Origin of the sequence: Zemynaea arenosa (genome assembly GCF_004614185.1) — a bacterium.
GTDB lineage: Bacteria > Pseudomonadota > Gammaproteobacteria > Burkholderiales > Burkholderiaceae_D > Telluria > Telluria arenosa.
Genome location: NZ_SPVF01000273.1, coordinates 1 through 14,409, shown reverse-complemented (window position 1 = coordinate 14,409; position 14,409 = coordinate 1). Strand labels below are relative to the sequence as shown.

At 66.5% G+C, this 14,409-nt stretch carries 15 protein-coding genes; 8 read left to right on the top strand and 7 right to left on the bottom strand.

Annotated elements, in window-relative coordinates; all coding sequences use genetic code 11:
- Nucleotides 1-107 precede the first annotated feature (107 nt).
- From E4L96_RS22865 to E4L96_RS22850, 4 genes are read right to left on the bottom strand one after another with little or no spacing between them, the layout of a single operon-like run.
- Nucleotides 108-911 (bottom strand): cytochrome C assembly family protein, encoded by an 804-nt coding sequence (locus E4L96_RS22865; protein ID WP_135209527.1) that lies wholly within the window; start codon nt 909-911, stop codon nt 108-110.
- A gap of 44 nt (nt 912-955) precedes the next feature.
- The gene (locus tag E4L96_RS22860) at nt 956-1,765 is read right to left on the bottom strand and encodes an ABC transporter ATP-binding protein (RefSeq protein ID WP_135209526.1); all 810 of its coding nucleotides are present in this window, start codon (nt 1,763-1,765) and stop codon (nt 956-958) included.
- A gap of 3 nt (nt 1,766-1,768) precedes the next feature.
- Nucleotides 1,769-2,599, bottom strand: coding sequence for an ABC transporter permease (locus tag E4L96_RS22855; RefSeq protein ID WP_135209525.1), 831 nt, complete (start codon nt 2,597-2,599; stop codon nt 1,769-1,771).
- 9 nt (nt 2,600-2,608) lie between these two features.
- On the bottom strand, nt 2,609-3,571 hold the full coding sequence (locus tag E4L96_RS22850; RefSeq protein ID WP_135209524.1) for an ABC transporter substrate-binding protein: 963 nt from the start codon (nt 3,569-3,571) through the stop codon (nt 2,609-2,611).
- A 254-nt stretch (nt 3,572-3,825) separates the two neighbouring features.
- Between E4L96_RS22850 and E4L96_RS22845 the strand changes: the two genes are divergently transcribed.
- Both E4L96_RS22845 and E4L96_RS22840 read left to right on the top strand, forming a co-directional pair.
- Nucleotides 3,826-4,374, top strand: coding sequence for a hypothetical protein (locus E4L96_RS22845; RefSeq protein ID WP_135209523.1), 549 nt, complete (start codon nt 3,826-3,828; stop codon nt 4,372-4,374).
- 12 nt (nt 4,375-4,386) lie between these two features.
- Nucleotides 4,387-5,787 (top strand): M20/M25/M40 family metallo-hydrolase, encoded by a 1,401-nt coding sequence (locus E4L96_RS22840; RefSeq protein WP_135209522.1) that lies wholly within the window; start codon nt 4,387-4,389, stop codon nt 5,785-5,787.
- Here E4L96_RS22840 and E4L96_RS22835 read toward each other — a convergent pair.
- The gene (locus E4L96_RS22835) at nt 5,774-7,774 is read right to left on the bottom strand and encodes an alpha/beta hydrolase family protein (RefSeq protein WP_135209521.1); all 2,001 of its coding nucleotides are present in this window, start codon (nt 7,772-7,774) and stop codon (nt 5,774-5,776) included. The two genes, E4L96_RS22840 and E4L96_RS22835, sit on opposite strands and share 14 nt — an antisense overlap.
- A gap of 206 nt (nt 7,775-7,980) precedes the next feature.
- On the opposite strand from E4L96_RS22835, the gene ffh reads away from it, so the two are divergent.
- Both ffh and E4L96_RS22825 read left to right on the top strand, forming a co-directional pair.
- Nucleotides 7,981-9,348 carry a signal recognition particle protein gene (gene ffh, locus E4L96_RS22830; RefSeq protein ID WP_135209520.1) on the top strand — a complete coding sequence of 456 codons (1,368 nt, stop codon included), beginning with the start codon at nt 7,981-7,983 and terminating at the stop codon, nt 9,346-9,348.
- Nucleotides 9,349-9,537: 189 nt separating this feature from the next.
- On the top strand, nt 9,538-9,933 hold the full coding sequence (locus E4L96_RS22825; protein WP_135209519.1) for an SWIB/MDM2 domain-containing protein: 396 nt from the start codon (nt 9,538-9,540) through the stop codon (nt 9,931-9,933).
- Between the two features lie 144 nt (nt 9,934-10,077).
- Here the strand turns inward: E4L96_RS22825 and E4L96_RS22820 are convergent, their stop codons facing one another.
- Nucleotides 10,078-10,710 carry a lytic transglycosylase domain-containing protein gene (locus E4L96_RS22820; protein WP_370660762.1) on the bottom strand — a complete coding sequence of 211 codons (633 nt, stop codon included), beginning with the start codon at nt 10,708-10,710 and terminating at the stop codon, nt 10,078-10,080.
- Nucleotides 10,707-12,431 carry a proline--tRNA ligase gene (locus tag E4L96_RS22815; protein ID WP_135209518.1) on the bottom strand — a complete coding sequence of 575 codons (1,725 nt, stop codon included), beginning with the start codon at nt 12,429-12,431 and terminating at the stop codon, nt 10,707-10,709. The genes E4L96_RS22820 and E4L96_RS22815 overlap by 4 nt, the downstream gene beginning before the upstream one ends.
- A 168-nt stretch (nt 12,432-12,599) precedes the next feature.
- On the opposite strand from E4L96_RS22815, the gene E4L96_RS22810 reads away from it, so the two are divergent.
- The 4 genes from E4L96_RS22810 to E4L96_RS22800 all read left to right on the top strand — a co-directional run.
- The gene (locus E4L96_RS22810; RefSeq protein ID WP_229414723.1) at nt 12,600-13,274 is read left to right on the top strand and encodes an RNA pyrophosphohydrolase; all 675 of its coding nucleotides are present in this window, start codon (nt 12,600-12,602) and stop codon (nt 13,272-13,274) included.
- A gap of 168 nt (nt 13,275-13,442) precedes the next feature.
- Nucleotides 13,443-13,571 carry a hypothetical protein gene (locus tag E4L96_RS24630; RefSeq protein ID WP_267874347.1) on the top strand — a complete coding sequence of 43 codons (129 nt, stop codon included), beginning with the start codon at nt 13,443-13,445 and terminating at the stop codon, nt 13,569-13,571.
- Nucleotides 13,572-13,575: 4 nt separating this feature from the next.
- Entirely contained in the window at nt 13,576-14,001 is a 426-nt protein-coding gene (locus tag E4L96_RS22805) for a DUF1841 family protein (RefSeq protein WP_135209517.1), read from the top strand.
- Nucleotides 14,002-14,093: 92 nt separating this feature from the next.
- On the top strand, nt 14,094-14,409 hold a 316-nt coding region (locus E4L96_RS22800), incomplete at its 3' end, for an aspartyl protease family protein (protein ID WP_181017638.1).

Below are 14,409 nucleotides of genomic sequence, written 5' to 3'. Positions count from 1 at the left end.
GCGCGGGCCCGGGGCGGGTTGCGGCGGCTGGGACATCGAGCGCAGCTTGGCGCGGATGGCGGCCACCACCAGGAAGGCAAGCGCGAGCCAGAACAGCAGGCGGGTCATCAGGCGATACTCCGGTGAAGAATGACTTCCATGACGAAGCGGCTGCCCACGTAGGCCAGCACCAGCGTCGCAAAGCCGGCCAGGGTGAAGCGCAGCGCCGTCTTCCCGCGCCAGCCCTTGAAGCGGCGCCCGGCCAGCAGGGCCGCGAACAGGAGCCAGGACAGCACCGCGAACACGGTCTTGTGGTCCCAGCGGATGGCGGCGCCGAACAGCTCTTCCGAGAACACCACGCCGGACAGCACGGTGAGGCTGAGCAGCACGAAGCCGAAGGCGATCATGCGGAACAGGAGCTTTTCCATGGTCAGCAGCGCGGGCAGCTGGTCCAGCGTGGCGGACAGCCAGGCCGGCGCCGGCGCGCGCGCGTGCAGGCGCGACTCCTGCAGCGCCATCAGCACCGCGTGGAAGGCGGCAATGGTGAGAGTGCTGTAGGCGAGGATCGAGACGGCGATATGCCAGCCGAAGGCCGGGCTGCGGCCACTCAGGGACATCACGGAACCGGGGAACACGACCGGCAGCAGCGCGGCCAGACAGGCGCAGGGCATCACCAGCCGGCGCAGGCCGTCGAGCGCAAAGTTGCGGTTTTCCAGCCAGTAGGCGCCGACCGAGACCCACAGCGCAGCCGACAGCATCATCGCGAAACCGACGCGCAGGCTGCCGTCGCCGCCCACGTCCAGGTACAGCGCGGCCGCGTGGATCAGCCAGGCCACCGCCGTGATGGATGAAATCAGGACCCGCTGCGCGGGCGCCAGCACGGCGCACGCCCCGTACAGCAGCGCCGCCGCGAGAAGGAAATAGGTCTGCATCGCACCAGTTTACACTATCGCGCCGCTCCGGCCTGCCGCAGGGTTCAGTCGACGGCGGCCAGTTTCAGCTCGTCGGCCGCATGGCGCTGCTGCTCTTCCATCACGAGCAGGCCCAGTTCGCGCTTGAGGGCATTGAACTCGGGGGCGGCCGGGTCGCGCTGGCGCGGCAAATCGACCAGCAGGTCGCGCTTGATGGTGCCGGGCCGGTAGGTCATCACCACGATGCGGTCGGCGAGATAAATCGCTTCCTCGATCGAGTGGGTGACGAAGATAATCGTTTTCTTGAGCTCCGACCAGATGCGCAGCAGCTCGTCCTGCAGGTTGCGGCGGGTGAGCGCATCCAAAGCGCCGAACGGCTCGTCCATCAGCATGATGGGGGAATCCAGCGCCAGCACCCGGGCGATCGCGACCCGCTGGCGCATGCCGCCCGACAGGTCCTTGGGGTAGCGGTTGCGGAAGTCGGACAGCGACAGGGTCCTGAGCAGCGCATCCACCCGCTCCGCGATCTGCGCCTTCGGCATGCGCTTGATCTCCAGGCCGAAGGCGATGTTGTCGGCCACCGTCATCCACGGGAACAGCGCGTACTCCTGGAACACCATGCCGCGGTCCGGCCCCGGCTCCACCACCGGCTGGCCGCCCGCGAGGATGGTGCCGGAGGTCGGCGGCGAGAACCCCGCGATGGCGTTGAGCAGGGTGGACTTGCCGCAGCCGGAAGGCCCCAGCAGGCAGACGAACTGCCCGGCCGGCACGGTCAGCTCGATATCCTTGAGCGCCACTACCTCGCGTCCACCAGTGGCGAACACCTTGCTCACACCTGCGACGACGATCTGCGAGTCAGTCTTTGCAGCGTTCATGGGTCAATTCTCCAATCCGCGGTGCCAGCGCAGCAGATAGTTATTCAGCTTGTTCATGCCCACGTCGATCGCCAGGCCGATCAAACCGATGCTGATCATGCCCGCAATGATCTTGTCCGACCAGAAGTACTCGCGCGCCTCGGAGATGCGGTAGCCCAGCCCATTGTTCACCGCGATCATCTCGGCCACGATCACCACGATGAAGGCGGTGCCGATCCCGATCCGCACGCCGGACAAGATATAAGGCACGGACGCGGGCAGGATCACGCGCACGAACATGGTGTACCCGCCCGCACCCAGGTTGCGCGCCGCGCGCAGGTAGATGCCGTCCACATGGCGCACGCCCGCGATGGTGTTCATCAGCACCGGAAAGAACGCCCCCAGCGCGATCAGGAAGATGGCGGGCGGGTTCCCCAGCCCGAACCACAGCATCGACAGCGGAATGTAGGCAATCGGCGGAATCGGCCGCACCAGCTGCACCAGGGGATTGAACCACGCATACACCCGCGGGTTCGCGCCCATGAGCAGGCCAAGCGGCAGCGCCAGCCCGCCGCCCACCACGAAGCCGGCCAGCACGCGGTACATGGAGCCGATGGTGTCCTCGATCAGCTCCCCCGAGAACATCCACTTGATATAGCTGCCCTGGCCATCGAAGGGCTGGAGCGGCAGCAGGTAGGCCCACCACTTTTCCAGCACCGCCAGTGGCGAAGGCAGGGCCTGGGGCGAAACCCAGCCCCTCATCGCCACGAACTGCCAGAGTGCGATCACCAGCGCCGGGACCACCATCCCGATGCCGGCTGCGCGCCAGCGCGACCCGCCTGTTTGCTCGCTCATGGGTGATCCTTATTTCACGCCCAGGCTTTTCTTGGCCGCGTCCAGCAGGTCGGTCTTGACCCAGTCCTTGGCCACCGGCGGCTTGGCCATCTTGCCCACGCCGGTCGCCACCATGGTGTCGGTGGTGATCTGGATGTGCTGCGGCGTGATGTCATAGCTGTACGGCGAATTCTCGATCGCGTCCTCGAAATCGTCGTGCGTGATCTGGCCCTTGAACACCACCTCGCGCACATACTTCTCGGCGGTGGCCTTGTCGTCGATGAAGGTCTTGGTGGCCTGCACGAAGCACTTCATGAACTTCTCGGCCAGCGGGCGTTTCTCGTTGTAGAACTTCTCGGTCATGACCATGGTCCGGACCGGCTCGCCGATCGGGGTGTCGTAGGGCTTGAGCATCTCCACGCCGAAGCCCTTGTTGATGGCCTGCGAGGACTGCGGCTCGGAGTTCATCATGGCGTCGATGTTCTTGCCCAGCAGGGCCGAGTTGAGGTCCGCGTAGGCCAGGTAGGTGACGGCGATGTCGGAAGCCTTCAGACCTGCCTTCTGCAGTTCGGCCATCAGCAGCACTTCCTGGATGCCGCCGCGCGTGACGCCCACCTTCTTGCCCTTGAGGTCCTTGACCGACTTGATGCCCGAGTCCTTGCCCGCCACCAGGCGCGCGCCGCCCTTGGCGAAACCAGCCACCACGTAGATCGGCGCGCCGCCCGCGCGGCCCGAGATGGCGGCCTCGGACGCGGTGGTGCCGACATCGAGTTCCCCGGCGATGATGGCCTGCATCACGTCCAGCCCTTTCGGGAAGATCCGCTCTTCCACCTTGATGCCGCACTTGGGCGCGATCTCCTTGATGTACGAAACGGCGCCGTAGTGGGCGAACTTCAGGTTGCCGAGGCGGACTACGTCCTGGGCCTGGGCGCTGGATGCGCCGACGGCCAGCAAAGTGGCGGCCAGGGCGAGGGCTTTGAGCGGGCTTTTCATCATCTGTCTCCGGTAGCGTTGTTATGGTGGCTGGATATTCAGGTACCCACCCGCATAATCCAGACATTCCTGACTTGAAGCTTACAGCACCTGCGGTGCGCGGGGGATTGTCCGGTTCCGCGGGCAGATTGTCCGTCTCCGTACACGCCCTGCCGCCGCCCACGCAGCCCCCTCGCTCTGACGGGCCGCCTTTGCAGCGCGGGCACGCTCCTTGCAACCCTCTGCCGCAGTTCTTTCAACGACAGGAGTCCCACATGAGCATCCACCGCATTCTTCGTACGCTTCACACCTTCGGCGCCGCGGCCCTGCTGGCCGTCGTCATGACGACCAGCGCCGGCGCGGCGCGCGGCCCCGCCACAGCGGAGGAGATCGCGCGCGTCGTGCAGATCGCCGCCGCCGCGGACAAGGACCCGCTGGGCACCATGACCTCCGCCGATGGCCGCTGGCTCGAGAAGTGGGCCGAGGACGTCCCCGACTACAACTTCGGTCCGGACAAGGGCGCCTACTGGGCCGTCATCGGCGGCGCGGCCAAGGGCGACCTGAAACGCGTGGTGCGTTTCCAGCACACCGTGAGCACGGCCGCCTGGCAGGTGCAGCACCAGATCCACGACCCGCAGAAGAACGAGGCCGACATGGAAGCCAAGACGCTGGCCGGTGTCGAGGGCCTGTTGCGCGCCTACGAAGTGCTGGCCGCGCAGCGCCCGGAGAACCGTTCCCCGCAGATGGACGAAGCGCTCGCCCAGCGCAACGCCGGCACCCTGCCCGCGTTCGTGAAGGCCCTGCCGCCCATGCCGCCGCGCTAAGGGAGAGGCTCCATGATGCGACCCGCGCTGTCCTTGGCCCTGGCCCTGGCGCTTGCCCTCAACGTGCAAAGCGCGGCGGCCCAATCCGCGCCCTCCCCTGCCGCCCAGCTGGCGGCGGAGATCAAGGCCCATGCCGCCGTCATGCCGCTGCTGGAAGAGCTGTGCGACGACATCGGCCCCCGTCTCACCGGCAGCGCGGGCTTGCACCGTGCCCAGGACTGGGCCATGCGCAAGCTTGCCGGGTACGGCGCCACCAACGTCCATCTGGAAGCTTATGACCTGGGCCGCCCGTGGCACCGCGGCCGCGCCAGCGCGCGCCTGCTCAACGCCAGCGGCATGCCGCTCGATGTGGTGCAGAAGGCGTGGACGGAAGGCACCCGTGGCCCGGTGCGGGGCGAGGTCGCGGTGCTGGACGCCAAGACGCTGGACCAGATGCAGGCCGCGCTGCCGTCCCTGCGCGGCAAAATCGTGCTGGTGCTGGCGGCACCGCGCCCCGGGCCCGAGGAACAGAACGACCTGCCACGCTTTCGCGCTGCCCTCGACCGCGCGTGGCTGGACGCGCAGCCCGCGGCCCTGCTGCTCGTCGCCGCCAAGGCGGCGGGCTTGCGCGACATGTGGGGCGGACCCACGGCGCGCGTGCATCGCAACGAAGCCATCATCACAAGGGAACACGCGGCCGTGCTCCAGCGCCTGATCGCGCGCGGCCAGGTGCCCAAGGTCGAACTGGCCATGGACGGCGGCTTCGGCCCCGCGCCCGTGCAGGCCCACAACGTGGTGGCGGACCTGCCGGGAACGGACCCCACCGCCGGCATGGTGATCCTCGGCGCCCACCTCGATTCCTGGGACCTCGGTCCCGGTGCCACCGACAACGGCAGCGGCGTGGTGGCCGTGCTGGAAGCCATGCGCGCGCTGCACGCAGTGGGACTCAAGCCGCAGCGCACCGTGCGCGTGGTGCTGTTCTCCGGCGAGGAGCAGGGCCTGCTGGGCAGCAAAGCCTACGCGGCTGCGCACCGCGCGGAGCTGGACGACGTGCAGGCCGTGCTGGTGCAGGATGCTGGTGCGGGCCGCATCATGGGATTCCCGGACATGAAGGTGGAGGCATGGTTCGTCGCCCTGACGTCCGCCCTCGCTCCCGCCCAGTCCCTCGGCCCGCTGGACGTGACCTATGCCGTGAGCAAGGGATCCGACCACGAGACCTTCTTCAAGCTCGGCATCCCGGCCTTCGCGCCGATGCAGGACCCGCGCGACTACCCGACCCACACCCAGCACACGCAGGCCGACACCATCGACCACGTGAGCGCGGCCGACCTGGTGCAAGCCGCGCAGGTGATGGCCGTGCTGGCGTGGCAGCTGGCCCACGGTCCGAGGCTGCCGCATGTCGCTCACGTGCCGTCCGGGACTACGGGGACTTGAGCGCCCGCGCCAGGAAGGCGTCCAGCCGGTCATAGAATGCGGCTGCGTTCTCTTCCTTGTAGAAGCCGTGTCCTTCCTTCTCGATCACCAGCCACTCCGGTACGTTGCCCGCCGCCTGCAACGCGGCCCGCATGCGATGCACGTGTTCCACCGGCGCGCGCTCGTCGGCCTCACCGTGCACGAGCAGCACCGGCACGCGGATCTTGCCCGCATAGGTGACGGGTGACGCCTGGCGCAGCACGGCCGGATCGGTACCGACATATTTGGCCACGGCGCTGCGCAGCGATTTGTAGCGCTGCACCTCCTTGTTCTCGAACAGGAGCGGCAGGTCGTACACGCCGGCGTAGCCGATGGCGCACTTGAACAGGTCCGGCTCGCGCGCCGCCAGCATCAGCGCGGCATAGCCGCCAAAGCTGCCGCCGTACACGCATACGCGCTGCCCATCCGCCAGCCCCTCGCGGGCTGCCCAGCGGACGCCGTCGGCCAGGTCGTCAAGGATCTTGCCCGCCCACTGGCCGTAGCCCGCCTCCGTAAACTGGCGCCCGCGGCTGCCGGAACCGCGGTAGTTCACCTGCAGCACGGCGTAGCCGCGATTGGCGAGGAACTGGGCGTCGGAGTCGTAGAACCAGTCATCATACGGGCCATGCGGGCCGCCATGGGGCAGCAGGACCAGAGGGGGCTTTGCACCAGCCGGCAGTGCGCGAGGCAGGGTGAGGAAGCCTGCCAGCACCAGGCCATCGCGCGCGTTGAACTGCACTGCGCGCCGCTCCGCCATCTGCGCGGGATCGATACGGCGCCGTTCCTGGAACAGGAGATCGGCACGGCCTGCCTTGCGGTCGAACAGATAGTATTCGCCGGGATTGCGGTCGCTGCGAACGGAGAACAGCAGCGCGTTGCCGTCATCGGAAAAATCGATGAAGTGGACATACTCGCCCGGGAACTGCGTACTCAAGGTCTGGTGCAGCTGGGCCTCCGGGGAGGTAGTCTCCAGGTAGCGCGCCTTTGGAACCCCCACGTCCAAGGCCGTGGCGAAGATGTGTTCCGGGCGGCTGGTCCACTCCAGGGTGCCGACGTTGCCCAGGTCCGCCGCGGCCAGCACCGTCACCGCCCCGCCTGCCTCCGCTTGCACCGCCACGGACGCGGGGCCGCCATCGGGCGCATGGTAGCCGTACACGGTGTGCGCCGCTTCATCCACATGGAAGGGGCGGAAGCTGGCATTCCTGGCGCCCTTGACCCAGGTCGCCGACGCCACATCCCAGCGCAGCGGCACGATCTCCGCGTGGTCATCCCGCACCGACGCGAAACGCGGCTGGCCGTCGCGCGTCAGCACGAAGGAGGCATTCTTGTAAGGCACATCGGCCAGCACTTTGCGGGTGGCCTTGAAAGTATCGAAGTCGATCAGGCGCGTGACCTCGCGGTCCCAGAAGTCTTCCGCCGCGATCACATGGCCGTTGCGGGCCTGCGGAATGTGCACGGTGTATGCGCCGCCGTAGTCGCGTCCATAGAAATCCCCGCGCCGGGACAGTTCCATGTTCTGGTAGCCGTACAGATAGCGCGGCTCGCTGCCATCGAAATTGGCGGCCACGAGTTCGCCCGTGGCGACTGGCTGCTCCAGCGTACCCACCTCGAACCCTTTTTCGACCACCAGCCGGGTGGGACTGATCCAGTAGAAGTCGACCGGCACTTCGAAACCGTCCAAGCGCAGCGCACCCACCATTTTCAGGTCGGGGAGCGCGTATGTCACCACGGTGGGTACGGGTTGCCCCCCCTTCATCAGGCGGGCAATGACCGCGACGTGCCTGCCGTCCGGGGCGAGGCGCGGATGCGAGACGGTGGGGTGCGCGACGAAGGCGGCGGTGGGCACGAGAGGAACCAAGGGTGCGGGTGTACCCGCGAGGGACGCGGCGGCGGCCAGCAGCAGCGGGAGCGGCACGGCGGCGCAGGCAAAACGGACGGGAATCGGCATGGTGGCGAGCTGGAGAGTCAACACGCCCTCGATGCTACATCAACAAGGTTGCATTTGATACACAAAAATCGGCGTAACAGCTGAGGCATATCAAGACCACAGCGCCACAACCCTGCCGCAGGCCTTTGCTTTTACCGGGCCTCATCTCCGGCCGGTGCGCCAACCCGCTTCGGGTAAAATGTCCGCTTCCTTGTAATCCTCAGCCTTCCATATTAGTCAGGTCGATCATGCTAGATAACTTAACCACGCGCCTCGCCAAGGTCGTCAAGACCATGCGCGGCGAGGCCCGGCTGACCGAGTCCAACACCGCCGAGATGCTGCGCGAAGTGCGCATGGCGCTGCTGGAGGCCGACGTCGCCCTGCCCGCAGTGCGCGAATTCATCGCCCGGGTCAAGGAAAAGGCGATGGGCGAAGAGGTGATCGGTTCCCTCTCGCCCGGCCAGGCCCTGGTCGGCGTGGTGCAGAAGGAGCTGGCGACCCTGATGGGCGCGGACCTCGGCCCCGAGGCCACCCAGCTCTCGTTCGCGCAGCAGCCGCCCGCGATCATCCTGATGGCCGGCCTGCAGGGTGTGGGCAAGACCACCACCGTCGGCAAGCTGGCCAAGTACCTGCGCGAAGAAAAGAAGAAGAAGGTGCTGACCGTGTCCGGCGACGTGTACCGTCCGGCCGCGATCCACCAGCTGGAGACCGTGACCAAGCAGGTCGGCGCCGACTTCTTCCCGTCCACGCCGGACCAGAAGCCGGTCGACATCGCGCTCGCCGCGCTGGACTGGGCCCGCAAGCATTATCACGATGTGCTGATCATCGACACCGCCGGCCGCCTCGCGATCGACGAAGCGATGATGCAGGAGATCGCGGCGGTGCACGCGGCGGTCAAGCCGATCGAGACCCTGTTCGTGGTCGACGCGATGGTCGGCCAGGACGCCATCAACACCGCCAAGGCCTTCAACGAGGCCCTGCCGCTGACCGGCGTGGTGCTGACCAAGCTCGATGGCGACTCGCGCGGTGGCGCGGCGCTGTCGGTCCGCCACATCACGGGCAAGCCGATCAAGTTCGCCGGGGTCTCGGAAAAACTGGATGGCCTGGAAGCCTTCGACCCGCAGCGCATGGCCAGCCGGGTGCTGGGCATGGGCGACATCCTGGCGCTGGTGGAAGAAGCGCGCAAGGGCGTGGACGTGAAGGCCGCGGCGGACCTGGCCAACAAGATCAAGGTCGGCGGCAAGTTCGACATGAACGACTTCCGCGCGCAGCTGGGCCAGATGAAGAACATGGGCGGCATGCAAAAGCTGGTGGACAAACTGCCCGCCCAGTTCCAGCAGGCCGCGGGCAGCGCCAACATGGACCAGGCGGACAAATCGGTGCGCCGCATGGTCGGCATCATCGACTCGATGACCCCGGCCGAACGCGCCAAGCCGGAGATCATCAAGGCCACCCGCAAGCGCCGCATCGCGGCTGGCGCCGGTGTGCAGGTGCAGGAAGTGAACCGCATGCTGGCCCAGTACGAGCAGATGAACGCGATGATGAAGAAGCTCAAAGGCGGCGGCATGATGAAGATGATGCGCTCGATGAAGGGCCTGATGCCGGGCCTGCGCTAAGCGCATTCCTCTCCCTTTTCAGAGGTGTTTTCCCTCTGGGGAGAGAGAAAAGCCGCCTTGGGCGGCTTTTTTTTCATTCTCCTAGGCGCACAGTGCAAAAAAGACTTGCATCTACGGAAAATCCCCGCGAATATAGCCCGTGCGATGTATTGCGCAAACCATCATACTGTTCGTTTAGGAGGCTCGAAGATGGCAACAGCCAAGAAAACCCCAGCAGCAGCTTCGAAGAAAGCAGCCGCAAAACCGGCAGCCAAGCCCGCGGCGAAAAAAGCTGCTCCGGCCAAGGCAGCGGCAAAACCGGCAGCAAAACCGGCGGCCAAGCCCGCAGCAGCACGCAAGCCCAATGCAGCATTCATGAAAGCGATGACCCCGTCCGACAAACTGTCCGCGGTCGTCGGCTCCAGCCCCCTGCCCCGTACCGAAGTGACCAAGAAGGTCTGGGACTACATCAAGAAGAACAACCTGCAAGACGCCGCGAACAAGCGCATGATCAACGCCGACGACAAACTGAAGCCGGTCTTCGGCGGCAAGGCGCAGGTGTCGATGTTCGAGATGACGAAGCTGATCTCGGATCACCTGAAATAAGAAGCAAGCTTCGGCTGTCCAAGCCCGATTCGAAAAGCGAAGCCCCGGCATGCCGGGGCTTTGTTTTTGGTGGCGCAGGTGCGCCGCCATGATTTTCCCAAGCTCCGGCCAGTCCGGGGCTTTGTTTTTGTGGGCTAAGGAAGCTTATTCAAGCTCCCAGTTCTTCCACGCCTTGAGCACCGCCATCGGATACTCCGGCCGGCCACGGCTGCCGTTGTAGCGGCCCAGGGCCAGGTACAGGTTCCCCGCCTCCATGTCGATATACATGCGCAGGATCGAGCAACCGTAGCGCAAGTTGGTCTGCATGTCGAACAGCGCGCGCCGGTTGCTGTCGCCGATCACGTTGGTCCAGAACGGCATCACCTGCATGTAGCCGCGCGCCCCCACCAGCGACACCGCATACTTGCGGTACGCCGATTCCACCTGGATGAGCCCCAGCACCAGCCCCGGATCCAGGCCGGCCCGCGTGGATTCGTACCAGGCCACCTGCAGGAACTCCATGCGCATCTGGGTATCGGGCAGTTTGCGCTTCAGGCGGTCCGACATCACGCCCAGCCAGCGCTCGTAGCGCGCCCGCGCAGCGGCATCCCGAAACACCGGCGTGGGCGGCCGCGCATCGCGGATCGCGTTGGACAGCGCCAGCCGCACCGACGCGGCCAGCAGCTCCTCCTTCTGGTTGCCGGCCTGCGCCGCACCATGCGAAAGGGCCAGCCCGGCCGCGACAGCGGCACAAGCCAGCCCCTGGATGGTCCGCTGCCTGACCGGTCCTGCGATCACCGCTTCAGCTGATCCTTGATGAACGAGACCATGCCGGCCACCGGCACCTGCTGCGCTTCCGCGTCGCGGCGGCCCTGGTATTCCAGGTTGCCGTCCTTGAGTCCACGCTCGCCGATCACCACGCGGTGCGGCACGCCGATCAGCTCCCAGTCCGCGAACATGGCGCCCGGCCGCAGGCCGCGGTCGTCCACGATCGCGTCCACGCCGGCCGCCAGCAGGGCCTCGTACAGCTTGTCCGTCTCGGCCTTCACGGTCTCGCTGCGGTCATAGCCCATCGGGCACAGGACGATCTCGAACGGTGCGATCGACGTCGGCCAGATGATGCCCTTGTCGTCGAAGTTCTGCTCGATGGCCGCGCCCAGGATGCGGGTGATGCCGATGCCGTAGCAGCCCATCTGCATGGGGACCGGATGCTGGTTCTCGTCCAGGTATACGCAGTTCATGTCCTGCGAATAGCGGGTCCCGAGCTGGAACACATGGCCCACCTCGATGCCGCGCTCGATGGCCAGCACGCCCTGGCCGTCCGGCGAGGCGTCGCCTTCCACCACATTGCGCAGGTCCGCCACTTGCGGCTCGGCGCAGTCGCGGCCCCAGTTGGCACCAAGGTAGTGGTAGTCCTTGTCGTTGGCGCCGCACACGAAATCGGCCATGTTGGCCACGGTGCGGTCGGCCACCACGCGGACCGGCAGCTTGGTGTTCACGGGGCCCAGGTAGCCCGGCACGGTGCCGTAGGCTTCCAGGATCTCGGCCTCGGTCGAGAAGCGGAAGGCGCCCAGTCCTTCGACCTTGTTGACCTTCACCTCGTTGAGCTCATGGTCGCCGCGGATCAGCAGCAGCCAGTATTCCTTGGCGCCCTCCTCCTTCTCGACCGTCAGCGCGATCGACTTGACGGTCTGCGCCAGCGGCAGCTTGAGGAACTCGGCGACCTGCTCGCACTTGGCCATCTGCGGCGTCGACACTTTCTCCAGCGGCTGGGACGGCGCGGCGCGCGAGGCCAGCAGCGACGGCGCTTCCGCCGCTTCCATATTGGCCGCGTAGTCCGAGGTCGGGCAGTACACCAGCGCGTCCTCGCCGGTCGAGGCGATCACGTGGAACTCGTGCGAGCCGGAACCGCCGATGGCGCCATTGTCCGCCGCTACCGCCCGGAACTTCAGGCCGAAGCGGTTGAAGATGCGGGTGTAGGCGTCGTACATGATCTGGTACGACTGCTGCATGCCGGCCACGTCGCGGTCGAAGGAGTACGCGTCCTTCATGGTGAATTCGCGGCCGCGCATCAGGCCGAAGCGCGGGCGGCGCTCGTCGCGGAACTTGGTCTGGATGTGGTAGAAGTTGATCGGCAGCCCGCGGTAGGACTTGATCTCCGAGCGCACCACGTCCGTGATCACCTCTTCCGAGGTCGGCTGGAATGCGAACTCGCGGCCATGACGGTCCTTGAGGCGCAGGAGCTCCGGCCCCATCTTGTCCCAGCGGCCGGTTTCCTGCCACAGCTCGGCCGGCTGGACCAGCGGCATCAGCAGTTCCACGGCGCCCGCCGCATTCATTTCCTCCCGGACGATCGCTTCCACCTTGCGGATGACGCGCAGGCCCATTGGCATGTAGGTGTAGATCCCCGAGCCGAGCCGCTTGATCATCCCGGCGCGCATCATCAGCTTGTGGCTGACGATTTCCGCGTCGGACGGTGCTTCTTTAAGCGTTGAAATAAAAAACCGGGAGGCACGCATATAGATGAATTCTTTTGAAAAAGAGAGGGTTATAATCAACCCTAATTTTAAAGGATTAGCCGGTTCATGCGTCCATCTTTATAGAAAGGGGTCCGGTCAGCACCTGGACTTGCCATACAAGATACGGAAAGAGGCGCGTGTAACCGACAGAAAGTATCGAGGTGCACTATGCTCGATCGTGAAGGGTTCCGGCCCAACGTCGGCATTATCCTGCTGAACTCGCGCAACGAGGTCTGGTGGGGCAAACGGGTGCGCGAGCATTCGTGGCAGTTTCCGCAGGGCGGCATCAAGTACGGCGAGACGCCGGAGCAGGCGATGTACCGCGAGCTGGAGGAAGAAATCGGCTTGCGGGCCGAGCATGTGAAGATCGTCGGCCGCACCCGGGACTGGCTGCGCTACGAGGTGCCGGACCATTTCATCAAGCGCGAGATCCGCGGGCACTACCGCGGACAGAAGCAGATCTGGTTCCTGCTGCGCATGGTCACGCGGGATACGGCCGTGAACCTGCGCCTGACCGACCATCCCGAGTTTGACGCGTGGCGCTGGCACAACTACTGGGTGCCGCTGGACACGGTCATCGAATTCAAGCGCGACGTTTACCAGCGCGCGCTGCAGGAGCTGTCGCGCTTCCTGCAGCCGCCGCATGGCGAGCGCCGCCACAACGCACGCTACCTGCGCAACCCGCGCAGCGGCGAGGCGGGGCGCGACGGCCAGCCCCGCGAGACCCCGCGAGGCCAGCCGCGCCAGCCGGGCGTGGCAGCCAAGCCACCGGTCGTCGCCGAAGACGGCGAGACCATCGTGTCCACCATCATCATTGCGGACGGCAAAGCAACCTTGCCTTAATTGCAATTCAGCGACTTCCTGCCAGAATGGGCATTCCTGCGATCCAAGGAATGCCCATGTTGCTGACGTCCCGCCTGCTCACACCCTTTCTCGTGCTCACCGCCGCGCTGGCGGCCGTGCCGCTGCCGAGCCTGGCTGAGCGCGCGTGCCAGCGCCGGCGAGGACCCCGTGCACGGCTGCGATGCCGAAACCTACCTGGGCGTGTGGTCCGCGGCGCACCAGGATGCGGCCGCGGAGGCGGCGCAGCGCGAACGCTTTGCCGCCGCCTGCAAGCGGTCGTCCCGCGCGCTAGAATGAGGGCATGTTCACCCCGTCTTCCCATGACGTACGCCGCTTCTTCTGCGAGTCGTACCGCAAGTTTACCGAAAACGCCGTGCTGCAGCCGATGGAGGCCATCGCGGCCGACTGGATCCGCGAGCACCCCGAGTACCACGAGGTGCTGGCCGACCTCGAGGCCGCGATCGCCCGCGATTATTCGGTCGAGGGCGGGCAGGCCAATCCCTTCCTGCACCTGTCCATGCACCTGTCGATTGCCGAGCAGGTCTCGATCGACGATCCTCCCGGCATCCGCGCCGCCGCCCAGGACCTGACCCGGCGCCTGGGCGCGCACGAGGCGCACCACCAGATCATGGAGTGCCTGGGCGAGATGATCTGGGCCTCCCAGCGCTCCGGCCGTCCGCCCGACGGCGCCGCCTACGTCGAGTGCGTGCGCAAGCGCGCAAGCTGACCCCACTGCCGCAATGGCCGCCCTCCTCTGCACGGCAAAGCAGCGCGCAGCGGCGGCCCTGCCCCGCGCAAGGCGCGGCAGGACAGGCTGCCATGCCAACGCCGCCCGGTACTGACGCGAGACGCCGCGCGTTCGCGCTGGGCACCGCCGCGCTGGCGCTGCTGCTGTCCTGCGGCCACGCGGATGCCGAGTGCGTCAGCATCAACGTCCACACCCTCCAGCTGCGCTTCGATCCGGCGCTGCCCACCCTGCCCCTGTTCGACGGCCGCTTCAATGGCCGCCCCGCCGTGCTCGCGCTCGACACCGGCGCCTTCGCCACCACACTGACGGCGGAAGGCGCGGCGCGGCTCGGCCTGCGGGTGTCGGACACCGCCACCCCGGCCAGCGGCGCCAGCGGCGGCACCGTAC

Coding starts and splice junctions, on each gene's coding strand:
- E4L96_RS22865 (WP_135209527.1), bottom strand. CDS start 911: ATGCAGACCTATTTCCTTCTCGCGGCGGCGCTGCTGTACGGGGCGTGC.
- E4L96_RS22860 (WP_135209526.1), bottom strand. CDS start 1,765: ATGAACGCTGCAAAGACTGACTCGCAGATCGTCGTCGCAGGTGTGAGC.
- E4L96_RS22855 (WP_135209525.1), bottom strand. CDS start 2,599: ATGAGCGAGCAAACAGGCGGGTCGCGCTGGCGCGCAGCCGGCATCGGG.
- E4L96_RS22850 (WP_135209524.1), bottom strand. CDS start 3,571: ATGAAAAGCCCGCTCAAAGCCCTCGCCCTGGCCGCCACTTTGCTGGCC.
- E4L96_RS22845 (WP_135209523.1), top strand. CDS start 3,826: ATGAGCATCCACCGCATTCTTCGTACGCTTCACACCTTCGGCGCCGCG.
- E4L96_RS22840 (WP_135209522.1), top strand. CDS start 4,387: ATGATGCGACCCGCGCTGTCCTTGGCCCTGGCCCTGGCGCTTGCCCTC.
- ffh (WP_135209520.1), top strand. CDS start 7,981: ATGCTAGATAACTTAACCACGCGCCTCGCCAAGGTCGTCAAGACCATG.
- E4L96_RS22825 (WP_135209519.1), top strand. CDS start 9,538: ATGGCAACAGCCAAGAAAACCCCAGCAGCAGCTTCGAAGAAAGCAGCC.
- E4L96_RS22815 (WP_135209518.1), bottom strand. CDS start 12,431: ATGCGTGCCTCCCGGTTTTTTATTTCAACGCTTAAAGAAGCACCGTCC.
- E4L96_RS22810 (WP_229414723.1), top strand. CDS start 12,600: ATGCTCGATCGTGAAGGGTTCCGGCCCAACGTCGGCATTATCCTGCTG.
- E4L96_RS22805 (WP_135209517.1), top strand. CDS start 13,576: ATGTTCACCCCGTCTTCCCATGACGTACGCCGCTTCTTCTGCGAGTCG.